Origin of the sequence: Streptomyces sp. NBC_00154 (assembly GCF_026342835.1) — a bacterium.
Lineage (GTDB): Bacteria > Actinomycetota > Actinomycetes > Streptomycetales > Streptomycetaceae > Streptomyces.
In genome coordinates this window covers 3,498,272-3,514,308 of record NZ_JAPEMI010000001.1, presented here as the reverse complement: position 1 = coordinate 3,514,308, position 16,037 = coordinate 3,498,272, and the positions used below count along the sequence as shown (strand labels likewise).

Sequence of the window (16,037 nt, the reverse complement as noted above, 5' to 3'; positions counted from 1 at the left end):
TCCTATTCAACTTTGACTAGGGTAGCCCGCCTCCTGCGCGATCAGCTCGAACGCGGCACGGCCGTCCAGGGACTCCCGGATGATGTCGGCATGCCCGGCGTGCCGGGCGATCTCCTCGACGAGATGGACCAGCAGCCAGCGCATCGAGCACTTCTCGTCCTCCGGGAACCAGGGCGCCTCGGGCAGCGGGAACGTGTCGTCCATGCTCTCCACCGAGTGGATGAACTCCTCGGTCTCCGCCGCGACCTTCGCCCAGAACTCCAGCATCTGCGGGACGGTCTCGTCCCCGACCAGCCGGAAGCTGTCCGCCCACGTCTCCTCGGTGCGGGCCTTCTCATTGGGGCGCTGCTGCGCGAGACGCAACCAGTTCAACTCGGTCTCGGCGACATGCTTGAGCAGCCCGGAGAGGGAGAGTTCGCTGGCGCTGGGCCGGCTCGCCGCCTGCTCCTCGGTCAGCCCGATCAGCGAGCGCCGGATCGCGCCGCGCTGCGCCTCGACGAAGGAGAGGAGCGCGCCGCGCTCGTCGCCGTGGGCCTCTGCGGGAACGTGAGTGACCATGATGTCCGCCCTTCGGAACCGTTCGGGCTTGCGCCCGGTGTCTTCCTGACAGCGACCAAGCTACGGACCCTTGCGGACAGCTTCCGTCCTCAACAGGCAGGCATCAGAGCGAGAATTCGGTCCGCCCGTGCTGGATCGAGATCCACTTCTGGGTGGTGAACGCCTCCAGGGTGGCATCGCCGTTCAACCGCCCGGATCCGGAGAACTTCTCGCCGCCGAAGGCCACCAGCGGGTCGTCCTGGATGGTGGAGTCGTTCACGTGGAACATCCCGGTGACGATGCGCTTCGCGAACCGCACCCCGCGTTCCGCGTCGGCCGTGTGCACGGCGCCGCTCAGCCCGTACGGGGAGTCGTTGGCGATCCGCACGGCGTCCTCCTCGCCGTCGAACGTCATCAACAGTGCCACCGGGCCGAAGATCTCCTGGGCCAGCAGCGGGGAGTCGTCCGGCAACCCGGCGAGGACGGTCGGCTCGACGAGATTGCCGTGGGTACGGCCCCGCACGAGCGCCGTGGCGCCTTCCGCGATCGCCTGGTCGACCAGGGCGGTCAGCGCGTCGGCCTGGAAGGTGTTGATGACGGGGCCGATCTGGGTGGCCGGATCCCGCGGGTCGCCGGTCCTGAGCGCGGCCACCTTGGCGATGAACTTCTCGGTGAACTCCGGCGCGACGGAGCGGTCCACCAGGATGCGGTTGGCGGCCATGCAGACCTGCCCCTGGTAGACGAAGCGGCTGAAGACCGCCGCGTCGACCGCGTAGTCGATGTCTGCGTCGTCCAGCACCACCAGGGCGCTGTTGCCGCTGAGTTCGAGGACGGCCCGCTTGAAGAGCCCGCCGGCGGTCGCGCCGACATGGCGGCCGACCCGGTCCGAGCCGGCGAAGGAGATCACCTTGGGCACGGGGTGCGCTATGAGCGCGTCGCCGATCTCGGCGATGTCGGTGACCAGGACGTTGAGCAGTCCGGCGGGCAGCCCGGCCTCCTCGAAGATCTTGGCGATCAGTCCGCCGCCGACCACGGGGGCGTTCTGGTTGGGCTTGATGACGACCGCGTTGCCGAGCGCCAGAGCCGGGGCGACCGACTTCATCGTCACCAGGAAGGGGAAGTTGAAGGGGCTTATCACGCCTATGACACCGACGGGCAGCCGGTAGACGCGGTTCTCCTTGCCGTCCACCGGGGACGGCAGGATCCGGCCCTCGGGGCGCAGCGCCTGCTGGATCGCCTCGCGCAGGAAGTCCTTGGCGCAGCGGATCTCGTACTCCGCCTTGAGCCGGGTGCCGCCCAGTTCGTCGATGATCGCGCCGATGATGTCCTCGGTGAGTTCATCGGTGATGCGCAGGGCGCGTTCGAGGACGAGGCGGCGTTCGTACGGATTGGTGTCGGCCCAGATCCGCTGGGCGCGCTCGGCGGCGCGATAGGCCTCGTCGACCTCCTGTGCGGTGGCGACGGTGATCGCGGCGAGCTTTTCGCCGTTGTACGGATTGAAATCGATGATGTCCCAGGAGCCGGTACCGGTCCGCCACTCACCGTCGATGTACTGGTTGGCCAGCTCATTGAAGAAGGACATGCGATCCCTTACTGCAGGTGCAGACTCCTGTTGAGGCGTCATCGTACTGATGTCTCAGGTCAGTTGGAGCAGGCCGCGGAGCAGATCACGGCTCTCTTCGGGCCCAGGGCTGTCCTGATGGAGCCGTGCCATGGCCTTTTCGTACTGCGCGACTTCCTCACGCTTGTCCAGATAGAGCGCACTTGTCAGCTGCTCCAAATAGACAATGTCCGACAGATCGGATTCCGGAAAACTCAGCATCGTAAAGGAACCGCTCTCGCCCGCATGCCCGCCAAAACTGAAGGGCATCACCTGAAGCGTGATGTTCGGCTGCTCCGACATTTCAATCAGATGCCGCAATTGCGCCCGCATCACTTCACGTTCGCCGTACGGGCGGCGCAGCGCGGCCTCGTCCAGCACCGCATGGAAGCGCGGCGCCCGTTCGGAGACGAGGGCCTTCTGCCGCTCCAGCCGGAGCGCGACCCGACGGTCGATCTCGGCGGCGGGGGCGCCGCGCATGCCGCGGGAGACGACGGCATGGGCGTAGGCCTCGGTCTGCAACAGACCGTTAACGAACTGGACTTCGTAGATCCGGATGAGCGAGGCCGCTCCCTCCAGACCGATGTAGGTCTGGAACCAGCCGGGCAGCACATCTCCGTAACTGTGCCACCACCCCGCCACATTGGCCTCGCGGGCCAGGCCGAGCAGGGAGTCGCGCTCCGCCTCGTCCGTGACGCCGTAGAGCGTGAGCAGGTCCTCGACGTCCCTGGCCTTGAAGCTCACCCGTCCCAACTCCATGCGGCTGATCTTCGATTCGGAAGCCCGGATGGAGTAGCCGGCTGCCTCGCGGGTGATGCCGCGCGAGTCGCGCAGCCGCCTGAGCTGTGAGCCCAGCAGGATGCGCCGCACCACAGATCCACTCGACTCGCCTGCCGCCACTGGTCCAACCCTCCCCATCGCTTCCTGGGCATCGGGGCTCCCCCTGAACCCCAAGAGCCGGATTCTGCCATCAAAACGCTTCAGCCCGTACTCATTCGATTACGGAAATGAGAAGACTTCCAGAAAGCCATGAAACTTCCCGCAGGAAGAAATGAGCAAGAACCGGCACGGGATCGGACAGGTCCGGCGCGTGCACGTGCATCTGCCCTTGCATCTGCCCAGCGCATTCGGAACCATGGACCCCGCGCACCTGCGTGCTCGTTCGTGTTGTGCCGCTGTACCACCGCAGTACTGCTACAGCCGCGAATCCCGGGAGTGCCTCGCATGGGGACGAATGGATCGACGATGCTCGAGCCGTTACGGCAGGGGCTTCCCCCCATCGATCCCTCAGCCGTCTCCGGATCAGCCACCTGCACCCTTCCGGCCCGGTACGAAGCCGTGGGCGGGGCCAGGCAGTTCACCAGGGCGACGCTGAACCGGTGGGGGCTGAGCGACCGCTTCGACGATGTCGCGCTCGTCGTCTCCGAACTCGTCACCAACGCCCTGCGGCACGCACTGCCGGCGGACGCCCCGAGAGACCCCCAGGAGCCTCCCGTACGGCTGCACCTGATGCGCTGGACCTCGCGACTGGTGTGCGCGGTGCGCGACCCCAGCCAGGAGAGCCCTGTCGCCGCCGAGGCCGCGGACTCCGCGGAGTCGGGCCGGGGACTGTTCCTGGTGGAGTCGTTCAGCGACAGCTGGGGCTGGCATCCGTCCCCCGTGCCGGGCGCGGAGAACCCGTCGGCGGGCGCGCCGGTGCCGCGCGGCAAGGTGGTCTGGGCGCTGTTCAGGCTGTCCGGCGACGCGTGACGCAAACGAGCCCCAGGCTCGTGCGCGGGGCGCAGGCTCGTGCGCGCGGCCGCGACGGTCAGTTTTCCGCTATCAAGTGGTCGAACTCCCCGTCCTTCACGCCGAGCAGCAACGCCTCTATCTCGGCCGGCGTATAGACCAGGGCGGGCCCGTCGGGATGGCGTGAATTCCGCATCGCCACATCCCCGTCGGGCAGTTTTGCGAACTCCACGCAAGATCCTTGGGAGTTGCTGTGTCTGCTCTTCTGCCAGACGACTCCGCGAAGCTCTGTGGCCGCCATGCCGTTGTACACGTGGTGCACAGGACGCTCCCCGAGTTGCAAGGTGCAAGTGTCAACTGTCTCGGATCATAGCTGTGTTCATATGCCTATGCATGAGCAGATGCACGTGCACGCGGGGTGTTCCTTTGATTACAGCTTTGCCTTCCCCTCTTCCCGCCCTCACAGGAGATGGACGAACGGACCGTCTATTTGGCTCCCGCTCCGCGGAGTTGCCCGGAAGTCGTCCCATGGGCCGACCCGTGATCCGCTCCATGCCCCCTGGTAGTTTTGCGCGGTCTTTCGTCAACAAGGGGGAATTTCACGTGCAGAATCTCGTACGCACCGGCGCCGTCCTCGCCGCGGGTCTGGTCGCCGCAGTCACTCTGACCGGTTGCGGCAGCGACAGCGGGAAGAGCGATTCGGGCAAGGACGCCACCGGCGGGCAGGCGTCGGCGACCGGTGGCGGCAGCGATTCCGGGGACAGCGGCGACAGCGGTTCCGCCGCCGACGCCTCGGCGCTGGAGGGCACCTGGGCCGGGCTGACCGACGGCAAGGCCGTCGCCCTGTCCGTCGCATCCGGGAAGGCGGCGCTCGTCGCCGACGCCCATGTCTGCTCGGGCGAGGTGAAGGACATGGGCAAGGTGATGCTGGAGCTGAAGTGCACCGACGGCAACACCGACCGCACCATGGGATCGATCGAGTCCAACAACGGCAAGACGATCACCGTGTCGTGGGACGCCGGCGGCAAGGACACCCTGGCCAAGACCGATCCGGGTGCGCTGCCGACGGGGCTGCCGGGCCTGCCCACCCCCTGAGTGCCCGTCACCGGGACAGGGCCGAGCCCCTGAAACAGGACTGTGTACGGGGCAGTGCCGGACGGTCCGTCGTTCAGTTCCGTCCGGCACTGCGGGCTCCGGCCGAGCCGGCCGTGGAGTCGTCCAGGCCCCGGGAGAACTCCTCCAGGGTTTCCAGCAGCAGATCGACCCCGTTCCGCACGACCGGATCGGCCGCCTGTCCGTGCAGGCGGTCCTCCTCGTCCCACTGCGCGAGCGCCTCACGGACCGTGTCCCAGCGCGGTACGCGACGCTCCCGCACGTCCTGCGCGCCCTTCTCGGTGGTACCGCGCAGCGCGTCGGCGAAGTGTGCGGCAGCGGGTACGGGGGTGGCACCGCCCTCCGGCAGGTGAGCCTCCATCAGCATGGCCGCGCGGCTGAACTGGGCGAGCGCGTGCTGGGTGTCGTCGGCGGCGACGCGGGACAGACCGCGGTTGCGCACCGGTTCGTGCTGGGCGGTCGCGACCGCTTCCTGCCAGGCGATGCGGGCCTCGCGGGTGGCGAGGAGTGCGGCCCGGACGTCGTCGCGGCCCCGTTCCGCCGGGTCGGCGTACTGGTCGACGACGGAGGCGGCGTACCGCCCGCCGGAGGCCAGCCAGTCACCCAGCCGGTTGCGGAGCCGTGGGGTCTCCCAGGCCGGGTAGACGGCGTACGAGACCATCGCGAGCAGCCCGCCGACGAGGGTGAGGACGACGCGTTCGAGTACGGTCTGCGACCAGTCCTCGCCGGCCATGCCGAGCAGGAAGACGACGTACGCGGAGATGCAGGCCTGGGCGACCGCGTAGCCGGTGCGCATCAGCAGGTACATCAGCAGGGCGCAGACGACGGCGAGGACGGCGGCGAGACCCACGCCGGGATGGGCGGCCTGGACGATGACGGTGGCGAGGAAGACCCCGACGACGGTGCCGCCGAACCGGGCCACGGAACGTGCGTACGTCTGGGAGAACTCGGGCCGCATCACCATGACGGCGGCCATCGGCGCCCAGTAGCCGTGCCCGAACGGCAGCGCGGCGCCGAGGAGATAGCCGACGGCGACGACGACGGCGACCCGGACGGCGTGCCGGAGGATCGGCGAACCGGGGCGCATCTCGGCACGCATCGACCTCAGGACGACGGGGACCAGCCGCAGCAGGGTGGGGCGGCGGCGGTGCGGGGCGATCGCGTCGGCGGTTTCGGTGGCCTCGGCCCGCTCCTCCTTCGTGCCCTCACCCTCGGCCGTCTCGATGACATCGGCGAGCAGCACGCCGAGACGGTCGGCGGCCCGGCGGGCCGGGCCGCCGAGAAGCTCCCTCGTGTCAGGGGTCTTCAGGGTCGCGACGGCGGGGGCGGCGAGCCGCACCGGGTCGCCGTGACGGATCGCACAGGCCGCCGCGTCCAGTACGGATCCGGCGGCGGCCAGGAGTTCGCGGACCCGGTCCCGTTCCGGACCTTCGTCCGGGACGCCCGTCCCCGGATCGGCGAGTGAGGCGAGCACCGGCCTGATCCGTTCGGCCACGCCGCGGGAGCCGCGCAGTTCGGCCGGGCGGCGGCGGGCCTGGCGCGGGGTGACGGCGGCGGCACTGCGGGCCGTCATCAGCGGGACCGGGTCGAATTCGGCCACCGGGTCGTGGCGCAGTCTGCGGGCGTAGTCGGCCTCGGCCGCCAGCGCGTCGGCGAGGGCGTCGCGCTGCGCGCCCCATCTGCGTACCGGAAAGAGGACGATCAGCGTCGCCTGGACCACGCCGCCGAACGCGATCACCGTGCCGTGCAGGGCAGCCTCGGCGACGGAGGTGGGGAGGGTGATCGTGACCAGCATGATCGCGACGTTGGACGACGCGATGATGCCGGCCGTCGGCCCCGCCGCCCAGGCCAGCCCGGCCACGAACGTCCAGAGCACGAGCAGGGCCATGAACAGCAGGACGTGGGAACCGGTGAGATAACCGAGGAACGTCGATACGGCGAGACTCGCGCCGGAGACCAGGGCGAGGACCGGCCTGGGGCGCCAGCTGCGCTGGAACGTGGCGATGGCCGCCTGGAACGCGCCGAACGCGGAGCTGGCGGCGACCACCGGCCCGAAGAAGGCGAGTCCGACCCCGATCACCAGGGCGAGTCCGGCCGCACCGCGGATCGCGATGAGCGGTTCGAGGCGCCGCCGCTCGATCTTCAGCCCCGAGCGGGCGGTCTCCTTCAGCGCCCGGAGCCAGCTCATGCCCTGAGCCTAACCGGAATGCCCATCATCGGAACTTTTCGGTCATATGGGCTCTCCGGACGCCACCTCGGGGGCAGGTGCACCGTGCCCTGCTCACGGACGTGCCGCCCGGCTGCGAGGGTTCGCGCCCACCCCTACCGGGAACCGTCGATGCCCTGCCTCCGCTCACCCATCCGGGCCCGGTCGGCGGCGGCCGTACCGTGCGCCCAGCCCTCGCCGTCCGACACTCCGCGCACCCGGGTGCTCGTCGTCTCCGGGAACATCCGGTCCGCGGCGTCCGTGACCGCCACGTCCCGCGCCGCAAGAACCGGGAGCAGATCGCCGGCGGCAGCCCCCTCCGCCGAGACCGAGGCCGCGGTCACCCGGGCGGTGTCGGCCGCGAGACGAGCGCCCAGCCGCTGGACGTACGCCATCAGGAAGGACTGACGGAACGTCTTGGTCCGCTTGCGTCCGCCAGCCCGCTGTCCCGCCTCGGCCTTCGCCATCGCCGCCGTGCCCTGGACCAGCAGGGAGGTGTGGAGCAGCTCCACGGCCTCCAGATCCGGTTCGAAGCCGACGACCGTCGAGAAGCCGAGGTCGCTGTTCCACACCGCGCGGCAGCGGTTGGCCGAGGCGACGGCGTCGAGCAGGATCGCTTTCGCCGTCTCGTACGGGGCATCGACCCCGATCCGGCAGGCGCCCGGCGCCTCCTTGCTGTGCGTACGCGCGGCAAGAAGGGCCTCGTCGATGGAGTGCCGGGCCATCAGCTCCTGCGCCTTGGTGGTCAGGGCCTCCGCCTCCTCCGGGAAACCGGTCGCCTCCGCCTTCGCGAGCAGGGCGCGGATCCGGGTCAGCATGCGGGGTTCGTCGTGGGCGGGCGGCAGACGGAGCCGGTGGCCGGGGGCGCCGGGCGGCGGGCCGACCGGTTCGATCGCGGGGAGCCGGAGCAGCAGCCGGTAGAGACCGAGCAGGGCGGAGGCGTACGAGAACCGGTCGGGCCGGTTCCGGGGCGGCGGCGCGGGAAGCTCGGCGAGCTGGGACCGCCAGCGGGACGGCAGCTGCTCGTACCGTCCGGTCTCCGTGATGATCAGGTCGGCGGCGAGGCCGGCCCGCGTCTCGTCGAGTTCGCGACGGACGATCCGCACGACGTCGGCGGGCTGCCAGCCTCGCTCCCAGGCGCGCCGGACGAACTCCTCGCCGCGCCGGAACAGTTCCGCATCCGCCGTCGGATCGGCGGCGAGAAGGGAGGCGCCGGTGTCGAGACCGGCGTCGCCGTCCGAGTAGAGGGCTGCCGCGAATGCCTGGTCGATCACCGGTTCCATGAGGTCAGGGTAGGCAGGGCCGGGCTCCGGGGTATGCCTGGCCCTACCCCGGAGACGGGTTCTGGTGGTCGTGTCAGGCGGGCCCTGCCACGGTTCGATCGAAACCATGACTTCCGCCCCCGCGACCGACCCCACCGATGCCGCCGACGCCGTGCGGCTCCGCTCCGTACGACGCGCCCACGGAGACGTCGACGCCCTTCGCGGCATCGACCTCGCCGTCCGCCCCGGCACGTTCACCGCCGTCATGGGACCGTCCGGCTCCGGCAAATCGACGCTCCTGCACTGCGCGGCCGGACTCGACCGGCCGACATCCGGCACCGTCGAGGTGGGCGGTACGGAGCTGACCGGGCTGAGTGAGCGCCGGCTGACCCTGCTGCGCCGGGACCGGATCGGCTTCGTCTTCCAGTCGTTCAACCTGGTCCCCTCGCTGACGGCCGCCCAGAACGTCGCGCTGCCGCTGCGACTGGCCGGCCGCCGCCCGTCCCGTACCGACGTACGCGCCTCGCTCGCCCGGGTCGGGCTCGCCGACCGGGCGGACCACCGGCCCACCGAACTCTCCGGCGGCCAGCAGCAACGGGTGGCGCTGGCGCGGGCGCTGATCACCCGGCCCGCGGTGCTCTTCGGCGACGAACCCACCGGCGCGCTGGACACCGGGACGAGCCGGCAAGTGCTGGTGATGCTGCGCGAACTCGTGGACCGGGAGGGGCAGACGATCGTGATGGTCACGCACGATCCAGTGGCGGCGGCGTATGCGGACCGGGTGGTCTTCCTGGTCGACGGGCAGGTGGCGGACGACCTGACCGGCCTCACCGCGGAACGCATCGCGGCCTGGACGGCGGCAGGACGAACAGACACCCGGCAGAAGATCTCCGGCCGGACGACCCCCGTCCTTCCCGCTCACACGGAGGCGGCGTCGTGCTGACCGTCGCCCTGGCCGCGCTGCGGACCCGCTGGACCGCCCTCATCGGCACGTTCGTCGCCCTCGCGCTCGGCGTCGGGCTGATCGCGACGATGGGGCTGGGACTGGCCTCGACGTTCGACGCCCCCGACCGTCAGCCCCAACGGTTCGCCGCTTCCCGGGTGGTGGTGATGGGCACCGACACGCTGACCGTGCCGGTGCGACGCGGAGCGTCCACCGCGCAGGTCACGCGGCGACTGGATTATCCACAGCCTGTGGACAACGAACTCCTGGGCGACCTTCGGGCGCTCGGTCCGGTCACCCTGGCCGGGCAGGCAGCCGGCAGCGGCGGCCCGGACGCCGTCGGCGTGGACGCCCCCGTCTCCGAGGTACGCCGCGTCGTCGGCGACCGCGCCCAGGTCCTCACCGGCGACGACCGCCGCCGCGCCGACCCGGCGACGGAGCGGGACGCCGAGGCGCTGCTGACCGTGAACGCCCTGCTCGGCACGGCGGGCGGCATCACCGCATTCGTCTCGGTCTTCGTCGTCGCATCGACGTTCGCGTTCGCGGTGGCACTGCGGCGCCGCGAGTTCGGCCTGCTGCGCACGGCGGGCGCCACCCCCGGCCAGCTGCGGCGGCTGCTGCTGACGGAGGCGGCCGTGGTCGGCACGCTCGCCTCGGCGGCCGGGTGCGCGCTGGGCCACTGGGGCGCACCGCATCTCGCGCAACTGCTGGTCGACGGCGAGGCGGCACCCTCCTGGTTCACCATCCGCCCCGTGGCCTGGCCGCTGCACGTGGCCTTCTGGACGGGCCCGGCCGTGGCGCTGGCGGGCGTATGGGCGGCGTCGCGACGAGCGGGCAGGACCGGCCCGGCCGAGGCGTTGCGCGAGGCCGACGTCGATACGGGCGTCCTGCCGCCCGTACGCCGGTTGCTGGGTTTCGCGCTGCTCGCCGGCGCCGCGTTCCTGATGACGAAATCGCTGGTCACGGACGCGTCCGGGCTGCTGAAACGGAAGACGTACACCACCCAGCCGATGGTGCTGATCACGGCCGCGGCCCTGCTCGCGCCGCTGCTCGTACGCCCGTTGACCCGGCTGCTCCGTCTTCCCGGGGCAACAGGGATGCTCGTACGGGCGAATACGGCAGCGTCCCTGCGCCGCACCGCCGCGGTGGCCGCTCCTGTACTGATCACGGTGGCGCTGGCCGGTTCGGTGCTGGGCTCCGCGACGACGGTGTCGCAGGCGAAGGCTGCCGAGGCGCGCGAACACACCCGGGCCGATCTGGTCGTGACGGGCGAGCACCTGAAGGGCTTGGAGGACTTGAAGGCGCGGCCGGTTCCCGGAGCGACGCTGTCCGCTTCGGCGTCGACCGCGGTCTTCGTACGGGAGGAGGGCACCGCCGTCATCAGATCGCAGGCGCGGGCGGTCGACGACGCGAGGACTCTGGCGGCCGTCGAGCGGCTGCCGGTGGTGGCGGGCGACCTGCGCGATCTCGACGACCGCTCGATCGTCGTGAACGAGGAGTGGGAGCAGCGCACCGTCGGCGCGACGGTACGGGTGTGGCTCGGCGACGGGCGGCCGGTGTCACTGCGGATCGCGGCGGTACTGGCCATCGGGACGGGGAACAACGGGGTGTACGTCACGGCGGCGAACGCGCCGAAGGCTCCGGTGGACCGGATCGACGTACGCCTCGCCCCCGGCGCGGACAGGGCGGCGGTCACGGCCGTCCTGCACGGCACCGGGGGGACGGTGCGGTCGACGGATCAGTGGCTGGCCGCGACCCATCCGCGCACGAGCCCGCAGACGCGGCTCGGCCTGATCGTGGTGCTGGGCATCGCACTCGTGTACACGGCGCTCGCGCTCGCCAACACCCTGCTGATGGCCGGGTCCGTGCGGTCCGCGGAGCTGAACGCACTGCGACTGGCCGGGGCCACCCGGCCGCAGGTGCTCGGGGTCGTCGCCGGGGAGACGCTGTTCGCCGTGGGACTCGGCGCGGTGCTCGGCATGGCCGTGACCGCGGTGAATCTGGCCGGACTCGGCGCCGCGCTGGCCACGCTGTCCGCGCCGGTCACGGTGGCGGTCCAGTGGCCGGTGGTGGGGGGTGCGGCCGGGGCGTGTGCAGTGGTCGCGGTGGCGGCGGCCATGGCGCCGAAGGCCGTTCGACACGGGTGAATCGCCGCTCCCCACCCCCTCAGCCCGTCAGGCGGTTGAGGACTGGGGGCGGGTGGGGGCAGATCCCCCGGATTTCGGGAAGGGGCGGGGTGGGACCGCGCAGCCGCCCCGCACGGCCCCACCCCCACTGTCAGTCCCACCTGCCAAACTCAAACGCATGACCGAGCGCTGGGCTCTGACCGCCACAGAGGCCGGCGGAGCCCACCTCGCCCCGCTGGCCCCCACGGGCCTGCCCGCGGCCCCGTTCCACACCGAGCCCGACCTGGTGGAGGCCGTCCGCTCCCGCCCGGACGTCACCCGCTGGGTGTGGCGGTCGACCGCCGAGATCTACCCACGCCTGCTCGCAGCGGGCGTACGGGTCAGCCGCTGCTACGACATCGAGGTCGCCGAGTCACTCCTCCTCGCACACGAGGGCCGGCTGGGCGAGCCGCGCTCCGCCGCGGCCGCCCATGCCCGCCTCCGTAACGCCCCCGTGCCTCCGGATCCCCCGTCCCGATCCGCCGAACCCGGCTCGCAGTCCTCCCTTTTCGAGCCGCCGTCCGGCACGGACATCCCGTTCGAGGCGCTCCTCCAGGTCTACGCGGAACAGCTGCGCCGCCATGACGTCACCGCGCACCCCAGCAGGATGCGCCTGCTGACGGCCGCCGAGTCGGCCGGCATGCTGGTCGCCGCGGAGATGAACCAGGCCGGCCTGCCCTGGCGGGCCGACGTGCACCGGGAAGTGCTGCACGACCTGCTGGGCGACCGTTACGCCGGCGGCGGCGAACCCCGCAGACTGGCCGAGCTGGCCGACGAGGTGTCGGCGGCGTTCGGCCGCCGTGTCCGCCCGGACCTCCCCGCCGACGTGGTGAAGGCGTTCGCGCAGGCCGGCATCAAGGTGAAGTCGACGCGCCGCTGGGAGCTGGAGGGGCTGGACCATCCGGCGGTGGAGCCACTGATCCAGTACAAGAAGCTGTACCGGATCTGGACGGCGCACGGCTGGAGCTGGCTCCAGGACTGGGTGCGGGACGGCCGGTTCCGCCCCGAGTACCAGCCGGGCGGCACGGTCAGCGGCCGCTGGACGACCAACGGCGGCGGGGCGCTGCAGATCCCCAAGGTGATCCGGCAGGCGGTCGTCGCCGACGACGGCTGGCGGCTGGTCGTCGCGGACGCCGATCAGATGGAGCCGAGGGTCCTGGCCGCGATCTCCCGCGACCACGGCCTGATGGAGGTGGCGGGCCACGACGGCGACCTCTACACGGCACTGTCGGACCGCGCGTTCCACGGCGACCGCGACCATGCCAAGCTCGCGCTGCTCGGTGCGATCTACGGCCAGACGTCGGGCGACGGCCTGAAGAATCTGGCGGCGCTGCGGCGCCGGTTCCCGCTGGCCGTGGCGTATGTCGACGACGCGGCGAAGGAGGGCGAGGAGGGGCGTCTCGTACGGACGTGGCTGGGCAGAACCAGCCCGCCGGCCGCCGGAAGCGGGGACGACGACGAGGCGGGTATCCCGCAGGAGAGCGACGAGCAGTCGTCCGGCGACGGCGACTTCACCCCGGGCTACGCCTCGTCGAACGCCCGCGCGCGGGGCCGCTTCACCCGTAACTTCGTGGTGCAGGGCAGTGCGGCGGACTGGGCACTGCTGTTCCTGGCCGCGCTGCGCCAGTCCCTGACGGCCGCCGGTCTCCGGGCCGAGCTGGTCTTCTTCCAGCACGACGAGGTGATGGTGCACTGCCCCCAGGAAGAGGCGGACGCGGTGGTGGAGGCGATCCGGGCGGCCGGGGAACGGGCCGGGCGGACCGCCTTCGGCGAGACACCGGTGCGTTTCCCTTTCACGACGGCGGTCGTGGAGCGCTACTCCGACGCCAAGTAGGGCCGATCAGGAGAGGTCACTCCCCGGAACCGGAACCGGATTCACTGGGCCGATCGGCAGCCCGGGGCTCTCCCTTCCGCAAGGATTGCGTGGGCTGCACTGTCTCCACCGGCGGAACGACACGCCCGGTACCTGCGCCCGGCCCCCCGAACCCGCCGAACCCGGCCAGACCGTGGTCGTAGTGCACCGCTCGCAGATGCTGATGCCGGTGCCGACGATTGAGCAGATGAATCAAGAACACGGTCAGCGCGATCATCACCACGACGACCGCCGCCATGATCAAGGTGTCCATAAGAGACGGCCCCCTTCGAACGCGCAGGCCGAAAGAAACAAGAAGCGCCGGGAACGACGCAGACCGACGAACCGGCGTACGGATCGTTCTCGACATTCCCAGGCTACTCCGCGGAAAAGCCCGGACCGGGAACGCTTTCATCCCGGCCCCGGGCCATGGAGGACGCGGGACGGCGAGGTCGGCGGACGTGATGCCGGAGGTCAGCCCGGCAAGCACAAGCGCGCCGGCGGTCGCGACGGCCAGGGGGAATTGCCGACACCGCAGCCACTCGCACGACACCTTCAGGAGATCCCGGCCGCTCCTCGCTTCGCGTCATGGGCCCCTCCGATATGCGTGGGAGATCTCCCCGGCCGAGGACCGCACCAGTAGGTTCCCCTCATGCGAATAGGCCAACTGCTGGGTACGGGACGATCTGCCGACGTGTACGCGATCGACGAGGCCTGGGTCCTGCGCCGGTACCGCGACAGCAGCGATGCCGCACCGGAACTCGCCGTCATGTCCTACCTCTCGGCGTGCGGCTACCCCGTCCCCCGCCTCGGCCCGAGCCCGGCCACCGCCACCCCCTCCGACCTGGTACTGCAACGTCTGACCGGCCCGACGATGCTGGAGTCGCTGCTCTCCGGTGAGCTCGCCGAGAACGAGGCCGGCGCCATGATCGCCGGCCTCCTCACCGACCTGCACACGATCCCGGCCAGGGTCTCCCAGGACCCGGAGGACCGGATCCTCCACCTCGACCTGCACCCGGACAATGTGATGCTGACGCCCGACGGCCCGGTGGTGATCGACTGGCGGACCACCGCGGAAGGCCCGCCGGCCCTGGACCGGGCCATGTCGTCGCTCATCCTGGCTCAGGTGGCGGTGGACCCCGCATCGCCGTCGGCAGCGGGCGCCCGCTCTCTGCTCGGGGCCCTGCTTCCGCACCTCGCCGACCAGGGAGGTGTCCCCGCTCCCCACCTCGCCCAGGCCAAGCGGCGCCGTGCGACGGACTCGAACCTGAGCCCGGACGAAGTGGCCCTCATCGACGAAGCCGCGCACCTGATCAGCGAACTGGCCGGGTGAGCCCCTCGACGCACGAACCGGGCCCCGCCGTCGGCGCGGAGATCATCGCGATCCCGGCGGCCGACCCCGGGCATGAAAAAGCCCCAGATCACGGCGAGTGGGTTCTGGGGTTACTCGAGTTCTGGGGGCTGCCAGGGATCCGGACCAACAAACGGTGGCCCCCGGTGCCCCATATCGGTGCGCAAGCGTCAGTCGTCGCTGACGACTCCGACGCCGATACGTAGCTCTACCGGGAGCCTAGCCAGTGGCCGAGGTGGGTGTCACTCGGGTCGATGAACGTCTTCATCGGCGGTGCGGCTCTCACCGGTTGCCTGGTGTATTAGCTAGCTTCCTCCTTATTTGTCCGTAGTCAAGAGAAGAACGGACAAATAGCGGGTAAGAATCAGTCGCTGTTGTCCCCTTTGCGGCGGCCACAAGCGAGCCGGACGTCGACGTCGGGCCCAGAAAAAGGAAAAACCCCAGGTCGCGGCGAGTGAGTCCTGGGGTTTCTCTGAGCCCTTCGGGATTCGAAGCCGAGACCTACGCATGCCGAGGGCCCGCAAGAAGTCCCCCGTAGCGCACGAGGCGCCGGGTCGCCGAGCTGCCGTACACCGCCGAAATGCAACCTGCACGTGCCCGGGGCGAGGGGCACGCCCGTCACGTTCCCCGACAGTGAGGGCGACCTCCCGGACCCGCACGCAGCCTCTCGGCGATCATCTCCAGCCAGCACAGCTCCCGCGCCGAGGACAGCACATGTGTGGAGTCGGTCCGGGCTTTCCCGCCGCCGGCGAGCAGTCCCCTGTCCCGGGCGGCGGCCAGGATTCGGTCCAGCACCCGTTGTCCTGCGTCCCCTTCGGTCAGACGGTCCCGGAACTCCGAAAGCACCGAGAAGTCGAACCCGGGATCGCCCAGTTCCAGCCCGAGGGCGTACGTGAAGTCGGTGCGGGCCCGCACCGCCTCTGTGGCCTGCCGGTCAGTGAGGCCTTCCCCGAACTGCAACACCAGCACCAGCGATAAGCAGCCCGGTGACCAGGCAGGCTTTCCCCTCGACGGGAACAGGTCCGCGAACTCCTCGTCGCTGAAGAAGACCCCCAGCTCGTCCCGGATCCGGATCCCCAGGCTTCCCTTCGGGAGGCCGCCCGCGCCACTCGCACCGTCTCCGCCGGAATCCCATCCAGCCCACTCGGCGGCATCGACATCGACACCCTCCCCAAACGACAACGTCGGTGCCCAAGACCACAACCAGGTCTTGGGCACCGACGTCACGCTCGGCCCCGAATTGACCAACAGCGTCGGGACAGGCCCGGGGGCGGGGCGCG

At 70.6% G+C, this 16,037-nt stretch carries 13 protein-coding genes and 1 pseudogene; 6 read left to right on the top strand and 8 right to left on the bottom strand.

Going from position 1 to position 16,037, the window contains the following annotated elements:
• Positions 1–6: 6 nt before the first annotated feature.
• The 3 genes from OHA03_RS15815 to OHA03_RS15805 all read right to left on the bottom strand — a co-directional run bounded on the left by OHA03_RS15815 (position 7) and on the right by OHA03_RS15805 (position 3,055).
• Positions 7–558, bottom strand: coding sequence for a DinB family protein (locus tag OHA03_RS15815; RefSeq protein ID WP_267004489.1), 552 nt, complete (start codon positions 556–558; stop codon positions 7–9).
• Between the two features lie 103 nt (positions 559–661).
• Positions 662–2,119 (bottom strand): aldehyde dehydrogenase family protein, encoded by a 1,458-nt coding sequence (locus tag OHA03_RS15810; protein WP_267004488.1) that lies wholly within the window; start codon positions 2,117–2,119, stop codon positions 662–664.
• A 54-nt stretch (positions 2,120–2,173) separates the two neighbouring features.
• Positions 2,174–3,055, bottom strand: a complete 882-nt coding sequence (locus tag OHA03_RS15805) for a helix-turn-helix transcriptional regulator (protein ID WP_267008061.1) — start codon at positions 3,053–3,055, stop codon at positions 2,174–2,176.
• 327 nt (positions 3,056–3,382) lie between these two features.
• On the opposite strand from OHA03_RS15805, the gene OHA03_RS15800 reads away from it, so the two are divergent.
• Positions 3,383–3,886: an ATP-binding protein gene (locus OHA03_RS15800; RefSeq protein WP_267004487.1), complete on the top strand. Its 504-nt coding sequence runs from the start codon at positions 3,383–3,385 to the stop codon at positions 3,884–3,886.
• 58 nt (positions 3,887–3,944) lie between these two features.
• Here the strand turns inward: OHA03_RS15800 and OHA03_RS15795 are convergent, their stop codons facing one another.
• On the bottom strand, positions 3,945–4,187 hold the full coding sequence (locus OHA03_RS15795) for a DUF397 domain-containing protein (protein WP_030972273.1): 243 nt from the start codon (positions 4,185–4,187) through the stop codon (positions 3,945–3,947).
• Between the two features lie 281 nt (positions 4,188–4,468).
• On the opposite strand from OHA03_RS15795, the gene OHA03_RS15790 reads away from it, so the two are divergent.
• Positions 4,469–4,960, top strand: a complete 492-nt coding sequence (locus tag OHA03_RS15790) for a hypothetical protein (protein WP_267004486.1) — start codon at positions 4,469–4,471, stop codon at positions 4,958–4,960.
• A gap of 73 nt (positions 4,961–5,033) precedes the next feature.
• Here the strand turns inward: OHA03_RS15790 and OHA03_RS15785 are convergent, their stop codons facing one another.
• A complete protein-coding gene (locus OHA03_RS15785) occupies positions 5,034–7,166 on the bottom strand; it encodes an FUSC family protein (RefSeq protein WP_267004485.1) in 2,133 nt (710 codons plus the stop codon).
• Positions 7,167–7,300: 134 nt separating this feature from the next.
• Positions 7,301–8,467, bottom strand: a complete 1,167-nt coding sequence (locus OHA03_RS15780) for a DUF2786 domain-containing protein (RefSeq protein ID WP_267004484.1) — start codon at positions 8,465–8,467, stop codon at positions 7,301–7,303.
• Positions 8,468–8,573: 106 nt separating this feature from the next.
• Between OHA03_RS15780 and OHA03_RS15775 the strand changes: the two genes are divergently transcribed.
• From OHA03_RS15775 to OHA03_RS15765, 3 genes are all read left to right on the top strand, one after another.
• The gene (locus tag OHA03_RS15775; RefSeq protein WP_267004483.1) at positions 8,574–9,389 is read left to right on the top strand and encodes an ABC transporter ATP-binding protein; all 816 of its coding nucleotides are present in this window, start codon (positions 8,574–8,576) and stop codon (positions 9,387–9,389) included.
• Complete coding sequence (locus OHA03_RS15770; protein ID WP_267004482.1) at positions 9,383–11,536, top strand: FtsX-like permease family protein; 2,154 nt, start codon at positions 9,383–9,385, stop codon at positions 11,534–11,536. Before OHA03_RS15775 ends, OHA03_RS15770 begins: the two co-directional genes overlap by 7 nt.
• 157 nt (positions 11,537–11,693) lie before the next feature.
• On the top strand, positions 11,694–13,388 hold the full coding sequence (locus tag OHA03_RS15765) for a bifunctional 3'-5' exonuclease/DNA polymerase (protein WP_267004481.1): 1,695 nt from the start codon (positions 11,694–11,696) through the stop codon (positions 13,386–13,388).
• A 16-nt stretch (positions 13,389–13,404) separates the two neighbouring features.
• Here the strand turns inward: OHA03_RS15765 and OHA03_RS15760 are convergent, their stop codons facing one another.
• The gene (locus OHA03_RS15760) at positions 13,405–13,665 is read right to left on the bottom strand and encodes a hypothetical protein (protein ID WP_267004480.1); all 261 of its coding nucleotides are present in this window, start codon (positions 13,663–13,665) and stop codon (positions 13,405–13,407) included.
• Between the two features lie 393 nt (positions 13,666–14,058).
• Here OHA03_RS15760 and OHA03_RS15755 point away from each other — a divergent pair, with 393 nt between their 5' ends.
• The gene (locus OHA03_RS15755) at positions 14,059–14,739 is read left to right on the top strand and encodes a phosphotransferase (RefSeq protein ID WP_267004479.1); all 681 of its coding nucleotides are present in this window, start codon (positions 14,059–14,061) and stop codon (positions 14,737–14,739) included.
• A 675-nt stretch (positions 14,740–15,414) separates the two neighbouring features.
• Here the strand turns inward: OHA03_RS15755 and OHA03_RS15750 are convergent.
• A pseudogene (locus OHA03_RS15750) lies at positions 15,415–15,917 on the bottom strand (transposase); the annotation flags it as partial.
• Positions 15,918–16,037 lie beyond the last annotated feature (120 nt).